The sequence below is a fragment of the Luteithermobacter gelatinilyticus genome (assembly GCF_005849285.1).
GTDB lineage: Bacteria > Pseudomonadota > Alphaproteobacteria > Sphingomonadales > Emcibacteraceae > Luteithermobacter > Luteithermobacter gelatinilyticus.
Genome location: NZ_CP040517.1, coordinates 2,536,021 through 2,550,801, shown reverse-complemented (window position 1 = coordinate 2,550,801; position 14,781 = coordinate 2,536,021). Strand labels below are relative to the sequence as shown.

Sequence of the window (14,781 nt, the reverse complement as noted above, 5' to 3'; positions counted from 1 at the left end):
GGAAGGGATCAAGGTGGTGAGCGCAGATTATTCGCGTATTGCACTGGACGGCCTGCCGGGTCTGGATGAATTGGATAAGAAAATTGTGATGTTGCTGCGGGAGGATGGGCGAATGCCTGTGCAGGAAATCGCCGAACGCAGCGGCGCAACGCCGGCCACAGTGCGGGCCCGCATGACAAAAATGGAAGAGGCCGGCATGCTGCGTGTGGTGGCGGTGACCGACTTTGCCGCCGCGGGGTTCGAGCTGCTTCTGGCGATCGGCATTGTGGTGGATAGTCGTCCGGCCCGCGATATTGCCAATGAACTGGCGCAGTTGGAGGATGTTTTTTCCGTCACCCTGACCACAGGGGAATATGATATCGAGATTTTGGTGGCGGCAAAGAATTTTTCGGACCTGTCCACGTTCTTGCAGGACAAGGTGGCCGCGATCCCCGGTATAGCAAAACTGTCTCCGGGGCTGGCTATGGATGTGTTGAAATATCAATCTGAATGGACTCCGGAATTATGAAAAAACATGAAATAGATGATGTCGACAGACTGATCTTGGAGCATTTGTCCCGGGATGCCCGGATGAGTAATCGGGAAATCGCTTCGCATATCGGGGTAACAGAAGGCACGGTGCGCGGGCGGATCAAGCAGTTGCAGAAAGCTAAAATTATCAAGATCACCGCTGTCACCAGCACCCCGGACACCCAGAATTATCTGATGGCCTATATGGGCATACGCGCGGACCTGAACCGGCTGAAGGAAGTGGCCCGGGAGGTGGCCGATTTCGATTTTGTGCGTTTTGCGGCCACTATGCTGGGCCGTTATGACATTCTGGCCTTTGTGGTGGTCTCTTCGGGCCGGGAACTGCTGGATGTGGTCAATGACCAGGTGATGCGGGTCGAGGGGGTGCGGCATGTGGAAACGACTCTGGCAGTGCACTCCGTAAAATACGATTATCGCTGGGGGAGGATAGTCGAAAAAAGTTAGGAGTTATTTCACTATAAAAGCAACAACAAAACCAATAAAGAACTAAAAACGTAAAAAATAAACTAATAAATTACGAATTTAGTTTACAATCCTCTCCCGTTTATGGCATAACAATTTTGTCTAAACGGGAGAGATCATAATGAACGACTATGCGGAAGCGATCACGGGGGGCGACTATGAGGGCATAAATATTGCCCCCTATCTTGATGGTATTGAGGAGCGGGGCGAAGAAGGTCGTCGGGTGCGGCGGTTGTCGGCGCAGACCATGGCGGATTTGAAGGCCGCCGGATTTATCCGCTCGTTGTTGCCCAAAAATCATGGGGGACTTGCCGTTTCACCGCAGGCGTTTTTTAGGGCACAGATGGAAATTGCCGAGCGGGATATGAGCGCGGCCTGGGTTGGCGGCGTTGTCGCAGTGCACGCCTTTCAGCTGGCGCTGATGTCCCGCCAGGCGCGGGATGAGGTTTATGCCGCCGGGCCGGATGTTTGTATCAGCAGTTCCTACAATCCCGTCGGGGCAAAGGTGGAGCCTTGCGATGGCGGATTTATGCTGTCTGGCCGCTGGGGCTGGAGTTCCGGGGCCGATCATTGTAGTTGGGCGCTGCTGGGGGGAATCGTAAAAGGCGAAGGTTATCGGACTTTTCTGGTGCCGGGGGCGGACTATCGTATTGAGGATACCTGGTTTGCCATGGGGCTACAGGGGACGGGCTCCAACGATATTGTTATTGAAGAACCGGTGTTTGTGCCGGACTATCGAACCCATAAGCGCATCGACGGTTTTCTTGCCCGGCATGAGCAGGACGATCCCATCTACAGTATTCCCTGGGCGCAGTTTTTTGTACGTGTGGTGTCCACGCCGGCCATTGGGGCGGCCCGGCGCGCGCTTCGGCTGTTTCGGGATAATGCCGCCAGCAGCAGTACCGATCCGACCAAATTACAGACTGACCCGGACATCACCCGCCGGGTTGCGGAAGCCGCCAATATCATTGATGAGACAGAGCTTGTTCTGTTCCGTAATTTTGACGCCATGATGGACTGTGTTTCCGCCGGGCGGGAAATTCCCATGATCGACCGGGTGAAATATCGTTACCAGGCAAGCTTGGTGATCGAAAAAATGATCAAGGTGGTGGACATGTTGTTTGATGTGGCAGGGGGGCGCAGCGTCTTTACAGGGGCGCCGATCCAGAACATCTGGCACGATATTCATATCGCCCGCGCCCATGTGGCCAACAATCCCGTGGGATTTGCCCGTAATTACGGGGGGATGTATCTGGGGGCCGAAAACCAGGATCAGTTCGTCTGAGCGCGAAAGCTGACTTTCATCTTGACAGAACGGGACACGACAATGCGCGACAGAAACGGAGCGCCGCCGCGCGGCGCGTTTGTCAGGGCCGGAGAATACCGGCTGCATTATCATGAGAGGGGCAAGGGGCCAGCAGTTGTTTTTGTGCATGGCAGCGGTCCCGGGGCCAGCGGCTACAGCAACTTCAAGTTGAATATAGAAGCCTTTGCTGCAGCCGGTTATCGGGTGATCGTGCCGGATATGATCGGTTTTGGCTATAGCGACAAGCCGGAGGGCATTGATTATACCCTGGATTTTTTTGCGCAAACACTAAAACAGGCGCTGGAGGCGCTGGGGGTGAGGCGATGCGCGCTGGTGGGCAATTCGCTGGGCGGGGCCGTCAGCCTCAAGATCGCGCTGGATCACCCGGAATTTGTGGAGCGGATGGTGATGATGGCCCCCGGGGGGGTCGAGGATCTGGAAACGTATCTGGCCATGCCCGGCATGAAAAACATGATTGCCCGTTTCGTGGCGGGGGGCATGGACAGGGCGGCCTTGCGGGAGGTGCTTCAGACACTGACTTACGATCCGTCGGTTGTCACGCCGGAGCTGGTCGAGGAGCGGTTTGTCATTCTCCAGACCCAGCCCCGCGATGTGCTTTCGCGCATGAAGATTCCCAATCTTGCCCCGCGTCTGGGGGAGATTGCCTGTCCGGTTCTGGTGTTCTGGGGACGGGAAGATGGCTTCTGTCCCGTTTCCGGCGCAGAAAAATTCCGCACCCAATGTGCCAGGTGCCGTTGTGAGATTGTTCCCGACTGTGGTCATTGGGTCATGATGGAACATGCGGACATGTTCAACCGGGCCTGTCTGAATTTTCTCAAAGAGGGGGAGTGAAGATGTTGACGCAGGAAACCTGCTGTCATCTGGGGCGGGAGCTGTTCTTGGCGATGGAGACGCGCCAACCCGTGCCAGCCCTGACGGACCGGCTGCCGGACATGGACCTTGGGGATGCCTATGCCATCTCTCGGGCGTTTCTGGATCAGCGGCTTCAGGGAAATGGGGAACGGGTTATTGGCAAGAAGATTGGTGTGACCAGTCAGGCCGTTCAGGACATGTTGGGGGTTTTTGAACCGGATTTTGGATTTTTGACGGACGCCATGCTCATCAGGAATGCAAGCGTGGAGACCGGGCGGTTGATTCAGCCCCGGGCGGAAGCCGAATTGGCCTTTGTGTTGAAGCAGGATCTGCAGGGGCCGGGCGTGACGGCGGAGCAGGTCCTGGAAGCGACCGACTATGTCACGCCGTGTTTTGAAATTGTGGATTCTCGTATTGAGGGATGGAAAATCAAAATTCAGGACACGGTGGCCGATAATGCTTCCTGTGGCGTTTTTGTCCTGGGGCGGGACCGGGTTGATCCGCGAAATGTGGATCTGTCGGCCTGTGTGGTGAAGGTGCATAAAAACGGCCGGTTCCTGAGCGAGGGACGCGGTGCGGCGGTTCAGGGGGCGCCACAAAATGCTGTGGCCTGGCTTGCCAATACATTGGGGGCGTTCGGTATTCCCTTCAAGGCGGGAGAAATCATTTTGTCGGGGTCTCTGGTGCCGCTGGAGCCGGTGGAACCTGGCGATGTTTTGCATATGAGTGTGCCCGGGATCGGGGAGGCAAAAGTTCAATTCAAGTGAGGAAAATCATGCCGAAGACAAAATGTGCCATTATCGGATCGGGCAATATCGGCACGGATCTGATGATCAAGATCCGCGAAACTTCCGCCCATCTCGAACTTGCTGTTGTGATCGGGATTGATCCGGAGTCAGAGGGCCTGGCGCGGGCGCGGTCGCTGGGTATTGCCACAAGTCATGACGGCATTGACGGCGCCCGGATGTTGCCGGAATGGCAGGAGGTGCGGATCGTATTTGACGCCACGTCCGCCAAAGCGCACGCCTATCATAACGACATCTGCCGCATGGATGGCAAATATATGGTGGATCTCACTCCTGCGGCCATTGGTCCTTATTGCGTGCCAGTGGTGAATATGGAGGATCACCTGGATCAGCAGAATGTGAATATGGTGACCTGTGGGGGGCAGGCCACGATTCCCATGGTGTATGCCGTCCGGCGGGTTTCGCAAGCTCTACCTTATGCGGAAATTGTTGCTTCGGTTTCCTCACGTTCGGCCGGGCCCGGCACGCGGGCTAATCTGGATGAATTTACTCGGACTACAAAAAAAGGGGTTGAGGTCATCGGCGGCGCCAAGCGCGGCAAGGCTATCATTATTCTTAATCCGGCGGAACCGCCCATGATCATGCGGGATACGGTCTATACCCTTTCCGAAGGTGCCGAGGAGACGGAAATCGCGGAGTCTGTTGCGGCTATGGTGCAGGAGGTTCAGGCATATGTGCCGGGCTACCGGCTGAAGCAGGAGGTGCAGTTTGAGCGGTTCGGGCATAACAGCCCGCTGAACATACCGGGATATGGGATGTTTTCGGGGGTGAAGACGTCCATTTTCCTCGAAGTGGAGGGGGCCGGCCACTATCTGCCGCCCTATGCGGGCAATCTGGACATTATGACGTCTGCCGGCCTGGCGACGGCGGAGCGTCTGGCCATCAAACATTTCGGAGCAGCAGCATGACGGGCAAACTGAACGATCCTACCCGGGAAAACCTTTATATCCAGGATGTTACATTGCGTGATGGGATGCATGCCATCCGCCATCAATACAGTCTGGACCATGTGCAAGCCATTGCCCGGGCGCTGGATGAGGCAGGGGTGGATGCCATTGAAATCGCTCATGGTGACGGGCTCAATGGCAGCAGTTTCAATTACGGCTTTGGCGCTCATACCGATTGGGAGTGGATCGCCGCCGTGGCGGAGGTGGTTGAGCGGGCGGTTCTGACAACGCTGATCCTGCCGGGCATTGCCACTGTTGAGGAGCTGAAACAGGCATATGAGCTTGGGGTGAGGTCGGTGCGGGTGGCGACCCATTGTACCGAGGCGGATGTGGCCCGCCAACATATCGGTATGGCCCGGGAGCTGGGCATGGATACGGTCGGGTTTCTGATGATGAGTCACATGACTGATCCGCAAACGCTTGCCGACCAGGCCAGGCTCATGGAGTCATACGGGGCCCAATGTGTATATGTCACCGATTCCGGGGGCGCGCTGGATATGGATGGCATCCAGGCGCGGCTGGAGGCGTTTGATGCCGTCTTGAAGCCGGAAACCGAACGCGGAGTACATGCCCATCATAATCTGGCGTTGGGAGTAGCCAATTCCCTGGTGGCGGTTCAAAGTGGGGCGCGACGGGTGGATGCGTCCCTTGCCGCCATGGGGGCGGGAGCGGGCAATGCGCCGCTGGAAGTGTTTGTTGCCGCTGCCAGTCGCAAGGGCTGGCGGCACAATTGTGACCTTTTCAGGTTGATGGATGCGGCCGAAGATCTGGTGCGGCCCCTACAGGACCGGCCGGTGCGGGTGGACCGGGAAACGCTGTCCCTTGGATATGCCGGCGTATATTCCTCTTTTCTACGTCATGCGGAAAGGGCCGCGGCGGAATACGGCCTTGATGTGCGGGAAATTCTGGTGGAACTGGGGGCGCGCGAAATGGTCGGCGGACAGGAAGACATGATTGTTGATGTGGCCCTGGATTTGACCAAAAATAAATTAAATTCGTAAAATTTATCCCAAAATAATTTGCATAAAGTGGTTTTATAATATAAATTATTACTAGATTCGCATATTGAAGGGAGGGAGCATGTCTGTAGCCAATCTGGGTTATATTATTCTTCGGATGGCGAAACCGGATGACTGGGTGGCGTTTGGCGCCAATATCCTGGGTATGAGGCCCGTGGATCAGCCGGGTCCGGGAGGAGAGCGTTTTCTGCGCATGGATGAGGCGCCGTTCCGTTATATGATTATTCCGGCTGATCAAGAGGGGCCTGGCGATCAAGAGGGGCCTGGCGATCAAGAGGGGCCTGGCGATCGGGAGGGGTACGTCGCCGCCGGCTGGGATGCGGGAGACGAGGCTACCTTTGATCTGCTGTGCCGGCGTCTGGAGACGGCAGGTATGTCGGTGACCGAAGGGCAGACTGATGACGCGGCGCTTCGGGCAGTGGAAAGATTCGTCATCACGCAGGATCCGGCCGGCAACCGTTTTGAGCTGTTTTATGGTCGAAAACCGGCGTCGGAGCCATACCGGGCAACGGAATATGTCAAGGAATTTATTACCGGCGAGATGGGGCTGGGGCATCTGGTCCTGCCGGCGCCGGAGATTGAGGCGGTCTCGGCATTTTATTGTGATCTGCTGGGGTTCGGCATCAGCGATGACCTTGTTTTGCCGCCGCCCGGAGACGGCTTGCCCAATCAACGAATTCTGTTTCTGCATGCGGACAATCCGCGGCATCACAGTCTGGGCCTGTATAATTTTGATACGCCTTCGGGTGTGGTGCATATCATGGCCGAGGTGGGCACGCTAGATGAAGTCGGGCTGGCCATGGATCGGGCCAAAGAGGCCGGCGTGCCGTTTCTTGCCTCTCTCGGGCGACATTCCAATGACAATATGGTTTCCTTCTATGTGATGGCGCCGGGGGGTATTGGATTTGAATTCGGTTATGATGGGCTGCAGGTTCAGGACTGGTCCGCCTTCACCGCGACACAAAGCACAAGCGGCGATATCTGGGGGCATGACTACCAGTTTCCCCGGGGGGAGGGATGAGACATGGATAAGAGTTTGTCTTTGTCCGAACTGGTCGGTGAATTGCGCGACGGCATGACCATCGGCATTGGCGGTTGGGGCGGCCGGCGTAAACCTATGGCCGTGATCCGGGAAATCCTGCGCAGTGACCTTAAGGATCTGACGATCGTCAGTTACGGCGGGCCGGATGTGGGCCTTTTGGCCAGTGCCGGAAAAATCAGAAAGCTGATTTTCGGGTTTGTTTCGCTGGATGTGTTTCCGCTGGATGCGCATTTTCGCCGCGCGCGTCAGGTCGGAGCGTTCGACGTGATGGAACTGGATGAGGGAATGGTGCAGCTGGGCCTGAAGGCGGCCGCGATGCGTCTGCCGTTTTTGCCGACGCGGGTCGGAGTGGCGACTGATGTGTTGCGATACAATCCGGGGCTTAAATGCATCCGTTCGCCTTATGAAGACAATGAAGAACTTGTGGCCATGCCGGCCTTGAAGCTGGATGCGGCAATTGTGCATGTGAACAAGGCTGATGTGAAAGGCAATTCTTGGATTTACGGACCCGACCCGTTTTTTGACGAATGGTTTTGCCGGGCCGCAGAGCGGGCGTTTCTGACCTGTGAGGAACTGGTGGAGACGGCGGAGTTCGACAGCCCGGAGATGGCCTTGCGCATGCCGATTGAACGCGCGCTGGTGCATGGGGTGTGTGAGGTGCCGTTCGGGGCGCATCCTACCTCCTGTGCGCCCGGCTATGGCATAGATATCGATCATCTGGGGGAATATTCCAAAGCTACGGGGGCGGCATTTGCGGACTATCGTGGCAGTTATATTGATGGCCGGGATGAAGAAAGCTACCGCGCGGCCGTGGGTGGTGCGGGAATGATCCGCCGCTTGCCGTTGCCGGTATTCTGAGGAGAGGTTCATGGACTATAGTCTGGCAGAACTTTGTATATGCGCCGGGGCGGAAGCCTTTCGCGGCGACGGGGAAAAACTTGCCACCCTTATTGGTGTGGTGCCGCGGCTGGCGGGGGGGCTGGCGAAACTGACTTTGGCGCCAGATCTGATGATGACTGATGGCGAGGCTTATCTTGTGTCCGAGCCGGTGCCGCTTGGCCCGCGGGGGGATTATCGCCCGAAAATCGAAGGACTGATGACCTATGAACGGGTCTTTGATATTGTCTATCGCGGTCAGCGGCATTGTTTCGTCGGGCCTGTTCAGGTAGACCGTTTCGGGCAAATGAATATTTCCGCGATCGGGGCATATGATAGGCCCAAGGCGGCCTTGCTCGGCGTGCGGGGTTTTCCCGGCAATAGCATCAATAATATCAATTCCATGTTTGTGCCCAATCATAGTCCACGGGCCTTTGTGGCGGGGGAAGTGGATGTGGTGTGTTCCGTGGGCTACAATCCGGCCCGCTGGCCTGATGGGCGTAAACCGCCTTATCTGGATCTCCGGCGTATTGTGACGAATTTATGTGTGATGGATTTTCAGGGGCCGGATCATGCCATCCGGGTGGTGTCATTGCATCCGGGCGTCAGTTTTGACGAGGTGCAAGATCAGACCGGGTTTGAGTTGTATAAAGCGCCGGAGCTGGGCCCAACTCCGGCACCCAGCCAAGAGCAGCTGCGCCTGATCCGCGAGGTTCTGGATCCCCATAATCTACGGGCGACGGTGTTTGAAGGTAATCCCGCGGGCGACAGGAGGGCGGCATGAGCGATGAGACCATTCCCCCCGTGGACGCTAAGGCCACTTATGAGACCGACGAACCGGTTTTGTATGAGGTAGAGGGGCCCGTGGCGCGGGTGAGCCTGAACCGCCCGCAATATCACAATGCCCAAAACTCGCAGATGATCTATGCGCTGGATGATGCCTTTCGCCGGGCCACCGATGATGATGCCGTCAAGGTCATTGTGTTGCAGGGGGAAGGAAAACATTTTTCTGCCGGTCATGACATCGGCACGCCAGGCCGGGACTTCCATGCCTCCTTTGAGCGCCGTTTGATGTGGTATGACCATGCCAATAAACCCGGTGCCGAGAAGGCCTTTATCCGGGAGCAGGAGGTTTATCTGGGCATGTGTCGGCGCTGGCGTGACATCCCGAAACCGACCATTGCCCAGGTGCATGGCGCCTGTATTGCCGGCGGGCTGATGCTGGCGTGGATTTGTGACCTGATTGTCGCTTCCGAGGACGCCTATTTCCAGGATCCGGTGGTGCAGATGGGCTTTCCCGGCGTGGAATATTTCGCCCATGCCCATGAGCTCAACCCGCGTCTTGCTAAGGAATTTCTGTTTCTGGGAGAACGCATGCCGGCAGAACGGGCATGGCAGATGGGCATGGTCAACCGGGTCGTGCCGCGTGCGCACCTTGCGGCGACCGTGACGGCCATGGCCCAGGCCATTGCACAACAGCCTCGCCTGGCGCTTCTGTTGGTCAAGCAGGCTGTCAACCACATGGAGGATTTGCAGGGGAAACGCAGCGGCATGGATGCGGTCTTCGCCATGCATCACTTTGCCCATGCCCAGAACCAGCTGACTCGGGGAGATTATATTGCCGGCTTTGATGGCAAGTCCATGGCCCGTTCCAACAAGTCCCGGGCCGGGGAGGGTGAAAGCTGATGAGCCGCGTAAGACATACTCCGCTGACGGCGGAATTGGGATGCGATTATCCCGTTATCCAGACAGCGATGGGCTGGGTTTCCACTTCGGATCTGGTGTTGGCCAGTATTACGTCAGGAGCCTTTGGTTTTCTGGCAGCGGCGGTGATGACGCCGGAAGAGGCCGAAGCGGAAGTCAAACGGATCAAAACCGCCACTGATCGGCCTTTTGGGGTCAATTTTCATGCTTTCCAGCCGGGAGCGGAAAGAATTGTTGACCTGTGTATCGACTATCAGGTCAAAGCCGTGAGCTATGGGCGAGCACCGTCGGCAAAACTGATTGAAAAGCTGAAGGCGGCCGGGATCAAATGTGTACCGACCATCGGTGCTGGTAAACACGCCCGTAAGGCCGTGGAGATGGGGGCGGATATCCTGGTGTGCCAGGGGACCGAAGGCGGCGGCCACACTGGGGCTACCCCTACCTGGTTGTTACTGGCGGAGGTGCTGGACCAGGTGGAGGTGCCGGTGGTGGCCTGCGGCGGTTTCCGGGACGGGCGCGGCCTGGCGGCTGCACTTGTTTTCGGAGCGGCTGGCATTGCCATGGGAACCCGTTTTCTGCTGACGGCGGAAAGCCCTGTGCCGGAAGCCACCAAACAGGCTTATCTGTCGGCCCGGGTGACGGGCATTCCTGTTTCCGAAAAACTGGATGGCCTGCCCCAACGCATGGTGATGAACCAAACTCTGGCCCGCCTGGAACACTCCGGCCCGCTGGCGATGTTGTGTCGGGGGGTGGTCAATGGACTGAAATACCGTTCTCGGACCAGGGCATCGTTTCTGGATCTGCTGTGTACAGCCTGGACCCTGTCGCGCAAAACCGACATGACACTGGGGCAGACGTTGATGGCGGCCAACGCGCCCATGCTGATCCAGAAGGCTATGGTGGAAGGGGATCCGGAAAAGGGTATCCTGCCGGCAGGGCAGGTCGCTGGGCTGATCCGGGATCTGCCCTCATGCCGGGAGTTGATCATGACCCTTATCCAGGAGGCCGAAAGCCGTCTGGCATTAATCGGTGAGGATTTGGAACAAGGAAGGAGGCAGGCTCATGCCGGTACGCACGCAGGTTAAGGATAGGATTGCGGAAATCATATTTGATCACCCGCCGGTCAATGCCTTTGACGCGGCGCTGTGGAACAGCCTGCCTGCTCTTATTCGGGAGCTTGGCGAAAGGCCCGATGTACGCTGTCTTTTGATCCGGGCGGAAGGCAAGGGGTTTTGCGCCGGCGTGGACATAAAGGAGTTGCAGGCGGACGCCTCAAGAATTGTCGAAGTCAATAAAGGCAATTTCCTGACCTTTCAGGCAATCCGACAGTGTCAGGTGCCGGTGATTTGTGCGCCTCACGGATTTGTAATTGGGGGAGGAATAGGGATTTGCGGGGCGGCGGACGCGATTATTGCGGCGGAGGATTGTTTCTTTTCCCTGCCGGAAATCGACCGGGGCGCCATGGGCGGGGCGTCGCATTTGCAACGCATCTTGCCGTTGCCTAAGGTGCGCGCGGCGTTTCTGACCGGCGGGCGCATTCCGGTCCGGGAAGCCTATCGGCTGGGCGGCGTGGAAAAGGTGGTGCCCCGGGAAAATCTGGTGGAAGAGGCGTGGGCTTTTGCCGCGGTTATTGCCGCCAAAAGCCGTACAGCGCTTCGTATTGCCAAGCAGGCCCTCAACGGAATCGAACCTTTTGATGTGGATCGTTCTTATCGTTGGGAGCAGGGGTTTACCTTCGAAATGTATATGCATGCGGATTCCCAGAAGGCGCGAGACGCGTTTGTTGAATCCGGTACGGCCGCGTCATTTGAGGAAGAGGCGTAATGTCGTTTGATTTAACCTATACCGACCGTCAGAAAGCCTTTCGTGCCGAAGTGCGGGCGTGGATGGCGGAAAATGTCCCCGGACAACGTTTGCCTTCTTTGGATACAGCCGAGGGATTCGCGCAGCACCGCGCCTGGGAACGTCGCTTGCATGCCGGCGGCTGGAGCATGGTGACCTGGCCCCGCGATTATGGGGGACGGGGATGTGATTTAATTGAGTGGTTGATTTTTGAAGAGGAATATTACCGGGCGGAGGCTCCCTTACGGGTGAGCCAGAACGGTATTTTTCTTCTGGGGCCGACATTGATGGAGTTTGGCACGCCGGAACAGAAAGCCCGCTTTCTGCCGCCGATGGCCAATGGGGATGAAATCTGGGCTCAGGCCTGGTCGGAGCCTAATGCCGGCAGCGACATGGCCGCGATCCGCGCCCGGGCCGTGCGCGAGGGCGATCATTATGTGGTCAGCGGTCAGAAAATCTGGTCTTCCCGGGCGGTGTTTGCCGATTGGTGTTTCGGTATTTTCCGCACTGATCCCGCTTCCCGGCGCCACAAGGGATTGTCCTTCCTGTTGATCCCGCTGTCGGCAAAGGGCGTAACGGTTCGTCCCATTGAACAGCTTGATGGGGATCCGGGATTTGCCGAGATCTTTTTTGACGATGTCAAGGTGCCCGTGGGAAACCGTCTTGGCGCGGAAGGACAGGGCTGGTCCATCGCTATGGCAACCGCCGGGTTTGAGCGGGGGCTGATGTTGCGCAGCCCGGCCCGTTTTCAGAAAACTGCCGAACGGCTGGTGGCTCTGTATAAAAGTCGAGCGGACAGGGCCACACCCGAAGCCAAGGCGGCTGTTCTCAGAGCCTGGCAGGAGACGGAAGCCTATTGCCTGAATACCTATTATACGGCTTCCCGGTTGATGTCCGGGGCGGCCATCGGTCCGGAAGCCAGTTGCAACAAGATTTTCTGGTCTGAAATGGATCGGCGCATGCATCGTGCGGCAATGGCGCTGATGGGGGCGTTTGCAGAATTGGAGGAGGGGACACCCGAGGCGATTGACGATGGGCGCTGGTTGGATGGGTATATGTTTTCGCTGGCCGGGCCGATCTATGCAGGGACCAATGAAATTCAACGCAATATTATCGCCGAGCGGTGTCTCGGTTTGCCGAGGTCATAGACTATGGAATTTCGACTGTCACAGGATCAAAAGGATCTGGTTGAAGGGGCTGCGGCGTTTTTTGTGGGCGAATGTCCGCCTGCCGTGTTGCGCCGTCTGGAAGGGGGCATGTGCGAAGAGCTGTGGTCCAAGGTGGCCCAGATGGGGTTTTTGGGGATTTTGGCGCCGGAAGAGGTTGGCGGTTTGGGGCTGGACCTGATTGATCTTACTCTTTTGGTAGAGCAGGCGGGCCGGGTAGCATTACCCTTGCCGGTTGTGGAGAATGCGGGACTGGCTGTGCCGTTGCTGGCGCAATGCGGGGAGAGCGAACTGCTGGACAAGGTGATGTCCGGGAGTGGACGTGTCATTGTGGTGCATCCGGCGGTGCCTTTTGTCAATCATGCGGAACAGGCCTGTGCCGCGATCATCTGTAAACGGGAAAGGATAGGGGTATTGCCCGCGGCGGCGCTGCGCCTGGAAAAAGTCAACAGTATTGATCCCTTAAGATCCCTTTCCAGGGTGAGTTATGACGCCTGGCACGGCAAAGAAGTGCTGGTCGGCGAGGCGGCAGGGGAGATGGAAAAACAGGTGTTTACCCGTGCCGCAGTGTTGACGGCGGCGGAATTGCTGGGGCTGGCGGCCGGCATGATTGAAATGGCCACGGAATATGCCAAGACTCGGGAGCAGTTCGGGAAGCCCATTGGTTCCTTTCAGGCGCTGAAACATCATCTGGCCAATGCCTTTGTCAAACTGGAATTTGCCCGGCCCGTGGTTTATCGGGCGGCGGCTCTTTCCCCGCAGACATCAAAAATTGATGTTGCCGTTGCTCATGCCAAACTGGCAGCAGGGGATGCTGCCTGTTTTGCGGCGGAAACTGCAATCCAGGTGTTTGGCGGCATGGGATACACCTATGAGGCGGACCTGCATTTCTGGATGAAGCGCGTCTGGGCGCTCCAAGGGCTTTGGGGCGATCGAGATTTCCATACCAGTCGCCTGGAACGATATGTGTTGGCGGATGGTGCTGCCTTGGGGCCGGGGCAGACATTTGAGTAAAAAAGAAGAGATGAGACGGAAGGGGAGTAAAGGTAATGGCTGAAGCCTACATTATTGACGCCTTGAGAACACCGGTCGGGCGGCGGAAGGGCGGGCTGGCCCATGTCCATGGAGCGGACCTTGGTGCCTTTGTCCTGAAACGGCTGGTGGAACGCAATGCCGTCCCGGCTACCGATTACGATGACGTGATGTTCGGATGTGTGGATACGATTGGCAGTCTGGCGGGGGATATTGCCCGCACCTGTTGGCTGGCAGCGGGCTTGCCGCTGCATGTGCCAGGGGTGACCATTGACCGGCAATGCGGCTCTTCCCAGCAGGCGATACATTTTGCGGCTCAGGCCATTATGAGCGGCATGAATGATGTGGTGATTGCGGGAGGGGTGCAGACAATGACGCAAATCCCCATTTCCGCGGCGATGCTTGCAGGGCGGGAATATGGTTTCGATGACCCCTTTACGGGGTCCAGGGGATGGGTAGAGCGGTTCGGTGACGGACCGATCTCCCAGTTCAGGTCGGCGGAAATGATTGCTGAAAAGTGGGGGGTCAGCCGTGAAGATATGGAGGTTTTTGCGCTTGAATCCCATCGCCGGGCGCTGGCGGCCATTGACGAAGGCCGGTTTGACCGGGAAATCGTGGCACTTGAAGGTGTTATGGCGGATGAAACGCCGCGCCGGGAGACGTCCTTGGAGAAAATGGCGGCTCTGGAGCCGCTACAGGAAGGCGGACGACTTACCGCCGCAGTATCCAGCCAGACCGCCGATGCGGCGGCAGCCCTGTTGATTGTATCTGAAACCGCGGTAAAGCGTTATGGCCTGAAGCCGCGGGCCCGCATTCATCATATGACGGTGTTGGCGGATGACCCGGTCTGGATGCTGACGGCGCCGATCCCGGCGACCGAAAAGGCTATCAAGCGAAGCGGCTTGTCGATGCAGGACATTGATTTGGCAGAGGTGAATGAGGCTTTTGCCTCCGTCGCCATGGCCTGGCTCAAGGAAACCGGGTTTGCCCATGAGAAAACCAATGTGAATGGTGGGGCCATTGCCCTGGGCCATCCTTTGGGGGCGACCGGGGCGCGGCTGATGACCACTTTGCTGCATGAACTGGAGCGCACGGGCGGCCGTTACGGATTGCAGACCATGTGTGAAGGCGGCGGCCAGGCCAATGTGACCATTATTGAAAGACTATAGGAGGCA

16 protein-coding genes are annotated in these 14,781 nt (G+C 57.4%); all 16 read left to right on the top strand.

The window, feature by feature from the left end; translation table 11 throughout:
• The first annotated feature begins 16 nt into the window (after positions 1 to 16).
• The 16 genes from FE788_RS11430 (at position 17) to FE788_RS11355 (ending at position 14,775) form a co-directional block, all read left to right on the top strand.
• The gene (locus FE788_RS11430) at positions 17 to 508 is read left to right on the top strand and encodes an Lrp/AsnC family transcriptional regulator (protein ID WP_138380762.1); all 492 of its coding nucleotides are present in this window, start codon (positions 17 to 19) and stop codon (positions 506 to 508) included.
• Positions 505 to 975 (top strand): Lrp/AsnC family transcriptional regulator, encoded by a 471-nt coding sequence (locus tag FE788_RS11425; protein WP_168190388.1) that lies wholly within the window; start codon positions 505 to 507, stop codon positions 973 to 975. Before FE788_RS11430 ends, FE788_RS11425 begins: the two co-directional genes overlap by 4 nt.
• Before the next feature lie 139 nt (positions 976 to 1,114).
• A complete protein-coding gene (locus FE788_RS11420; protein ID WP_138380760.1) occupies positions 1,115 to 2,278 on the top strand; it encodes an acyl-CoA dehydrogenase family protein in 1,164 nt (387 codons plus the stop codon).
• 42 nt (positions 2,279 to 2,320) lie between these two features.
• Positions 2,321 to 3,151 (top strand): alpha/beta fold hydrolase, encoded by an 831-nt coding sequence (locus tag FE788_RS11415; protein WP_138380759.1) that lies wholly within the window; start codon positions 2,321 to 2,323, stop codon positions 3,149 to 3,151.
• A gap of 2 nt (positions 3,152 to 3,153) precedes the next feature.
• Positions 3,154 to 3,939, top strand: a complete 786-nt coding sequence (locus FE788_RS11410; protein ID WP_138380758.1) for a fumarylacetoacetate hydrolase family protein — start codon at positions 3,154 to 3,156, stop codon at positions 3,937 to 3,939.
• 8 nt (positions 3,940 to 3,947) lie between these two features.
• Entirely contained in the window at positions 3,948 to 4,886 is a 939-nt protein-coding gene (locus FE788_RS11405) for an acetaldehyde dehydrogenase (acetylating) (protein ID WP_138380757.1), read from the top strand.
• A complete protein-coding gene (dmpG, locus tag FE788_RS11400; RefSeq protein ID WP_138380756.1) occupies positions 4,883 to 5,926 on the top strand; it encodes a 4-hydroxy-2-oxovalerate aldolase in 1,044 nt (347 codons plus the stop codon). Before FE788_RS11405 ends, dmpG begins: the two co-directional genes overlap by 4 nt.
• A 79-nt stretch (positions 5,927 to 6,005) precedes the next feature.
• Complete coding sequence (locus FE788_RS11395) at positions 6,006 to 6,965, top strand: VOC family protein (RefSeq protein WP_138380755.1); 960 nt, start codon at positions 6,006 to 6,008, stop codon at positions 6,963 to 6,965.
• 3 nt (positions 6,966 to 6,968) lie between these two features.
• Positions 6,969 to 7,844, top strand: a complete 876-nt coding sequence (locus FE788_RS11390) for a CoA transferase subunit A (RefSeq protein ID WP_138380754.1) — start codon at positions 6,969 to 6,971, stop codon at positions 7,842 to 7,844.
• 10 nt (positions 7,845 to 7,854) lie between these two features.
• Positions 7,855 to 8,646: a CoA-transferase subunit beta gene (locus FE788_RS11385; protein WP_138380753.1), complete on the top strand. Its 792-nt coding sequence runs from the start codon at positions 7,855 to 7,857 to the stop codon at positions 8,644 to 8,646.
• A complete protein-coding gene (locus FE788_RS11380) occupies positions 8,643 to 9,548 on the top strand; it encodes an enoyl-CoA hydratase (protein ID WP_138380752.1) in 906 nt (301 codons plus the stop codon). Before FE788_RS11385 ends, FE788_RS11380 begins: the two co-directional genes overlap by 4 nt.
• The gene (locus FE788_RS11375) at positions 9,548 to 10,651 is read left to right on the top strand and encodes an NAD(P)H-dependent flavin oxidoreductase (RefSeq protein ID WP_138380751.1); all 1,104 of its coding nucleotides are present in this window, start codon (positions 9,548 to 9,550) and stop codon (positions 10,649 to 10,651) included. The genes FE788_RS11380 and FE788_RS11375 overlap by 1 nt, the downstream gene beginning before the upstream one ends.
• On the top strand, positions 10,629 to 11,390 hold the full coding sequence (locus FE788_RS11370; protein ID WP_138380750.1) for an enoyl-CoA hydratase family protein: 762 nt from the start codon (positions 10,629 to 10,631) through the stop codon (positions 11,388 to 11,390). Before FE788_RS11375 ends, FE788_RS11370 begins: the two co-directional genes overlap by 23 nt.
• Positions 11,390 to 12,556, top strand: a complete 1,167-nt coding sequence (locus tag FE788_RS11365; protein WP_138380749.1) for an acyl-CoA dehydrogenase family protein — start codon at positions 11,390 to 11,392, stop codon at positions 12,554 to 12,556. The genes FE788_RS11370 and FE788_RS11365 overlap by 1 nt, the downstream gene beginning before the upstream one ends.
• Before the next feature lie 3 nt (positions 12,557 to 12,559).
• Entirely contained in the window at positions 12,560 to 13,588 is a 1,029-nt protein-coding gene (locus FE788_RS11360; RefSeq protein ID WP_138380748.1) for an acyl-CoA dehydrogenase family protein, read from the top strand.
• A gap of 35 nt (positions 13,589 to 13,623) precedes the next feature.
• Positions 13,624 to 14,775 carry an acetyl-CoA C-acetyltransferase gene (locus FE788_RS11355; protein ID WP_138380747.1) on the top strand — a complete coding sequence of 384 codons (1,152 nt, stop codon included), beginning with the start codon at positions 13,624 to 13,626 and terminating at the stop codon, positions 14,773 to 14,775.
• Positions 14,776 to 14,781: the final 6 nt, after the last annotated feature.

What these genes read in the sequence shown, in the direction of transcription:
- FE788_RS11425 (WP_168190388.1), top strand. Translation starts at nt 505, where the DNA reads ATGAAAAAACATGAAATAGATGATGTCGACAGACTGATCTTGGAGCAT.
- FE788_RS11420 (WP_138380760.1), top strand. Translation starts at nt 1,115, where the DNA reads ATGAACGACTATGCGGAAGCGATCACGGGGGGCGACTATGAGGGCATA.
- FE788_RS11415 (WP_138380759.1), top strand. Translation starts at nt 2,321, where the DNA reads ATGCGCGACAGAAACGGAGCGCCGCCGCGCGGCGCGTTTGTCAGGGCC.
- FE788_RS11410 (WP_138380758.1), top strand. Translation starts at nt 3,154, where the DNA reads ATGTTGACGCAGGAAACCTGCTGTCATCTGGGGCGGGAGCTGTTCTTG.
- FE788_RS11405 (WP_138380757.1), top strand. Translation starts at nt 3,948, where the DNA reads ATGCCGAAGACAAAATGTGCCATTATCGGATCGGGCAATATCGGCACG.
- dmpG (WP_138380756.1), top strand. Translation starts at nt 4,883, where the DNA reads ATGACGGGCAAACTGAACGATCCTACCCGGGAAAACCTTTATATCCAG.
- FE788_RS11395 (WP_138380755.1), top strand. Translation starts at nt 6,006, where the DNA reads ATGTCTGTAGCCAATCTGGGTTATATTATTCTTCGGATGGCGAAACCG.
- FE788_RS11390 (WP_138380754.1), top strand. Translation starts at nt 6,969, where the DNA reads ATGGATAAGAGTTTGTCTTTGTCCGAACTGGTCGGTGAATTGCGCGAC.
- FE788_RS11385 (WP_138380753.1), top strand. Translation starts at nt 7,855, where the DNA reads ATGGACTATAGTCTGGCAGAACTTTGTATATGCGCCGGGGCGGAAGCC.
- FE788_RS11380 (WP_138380752.1), top strand. Translation starts at nt 8,643, where the DNA reads ATGAGCGATGAGACCATTCCCCCCGTGGACGCTAAGGCCACTTATGAG.
- FE788_RS11375 (WP_138380751.1), top strand. Translation starts at nt 9,548, where the DNA reads ATGAGCCGCGTAAGACATACTCCGCTGACGGCGGAATTGGGATGCGAT.
- FE788_RS11370 (WP_138380750.1), top strand. Translation starts at nt 10,629, where the DNA reads ATGCCGGTACGCACGCAGGTTAAGGATAGGATTGCGGAAATCATATTT.
- FE788_RS11365 (WP_138380749.1), top strand. Translation starts at nt 11,390, where the DNA reads ATGTCGTTTGATTTAACCTATACCGACCGTCAGAAAGCCTTTCGTGCC.
- FE788_RS11360 (WP_138380748.1), top strand. Translation starts at nt 12,560, where the DNA reads ATGGAATTTCGACTGTCACAGGATCAAAAGGATCTGGTTGAAGGGGCT.
- FE788_RS11355 (WP_138380747.1), top strand. Translation starts at nt 13,624, where the DNA reads ATGGCTGAAGCCTACATTATTGACGCCTTGAGAACACCGGTCGGGCGG.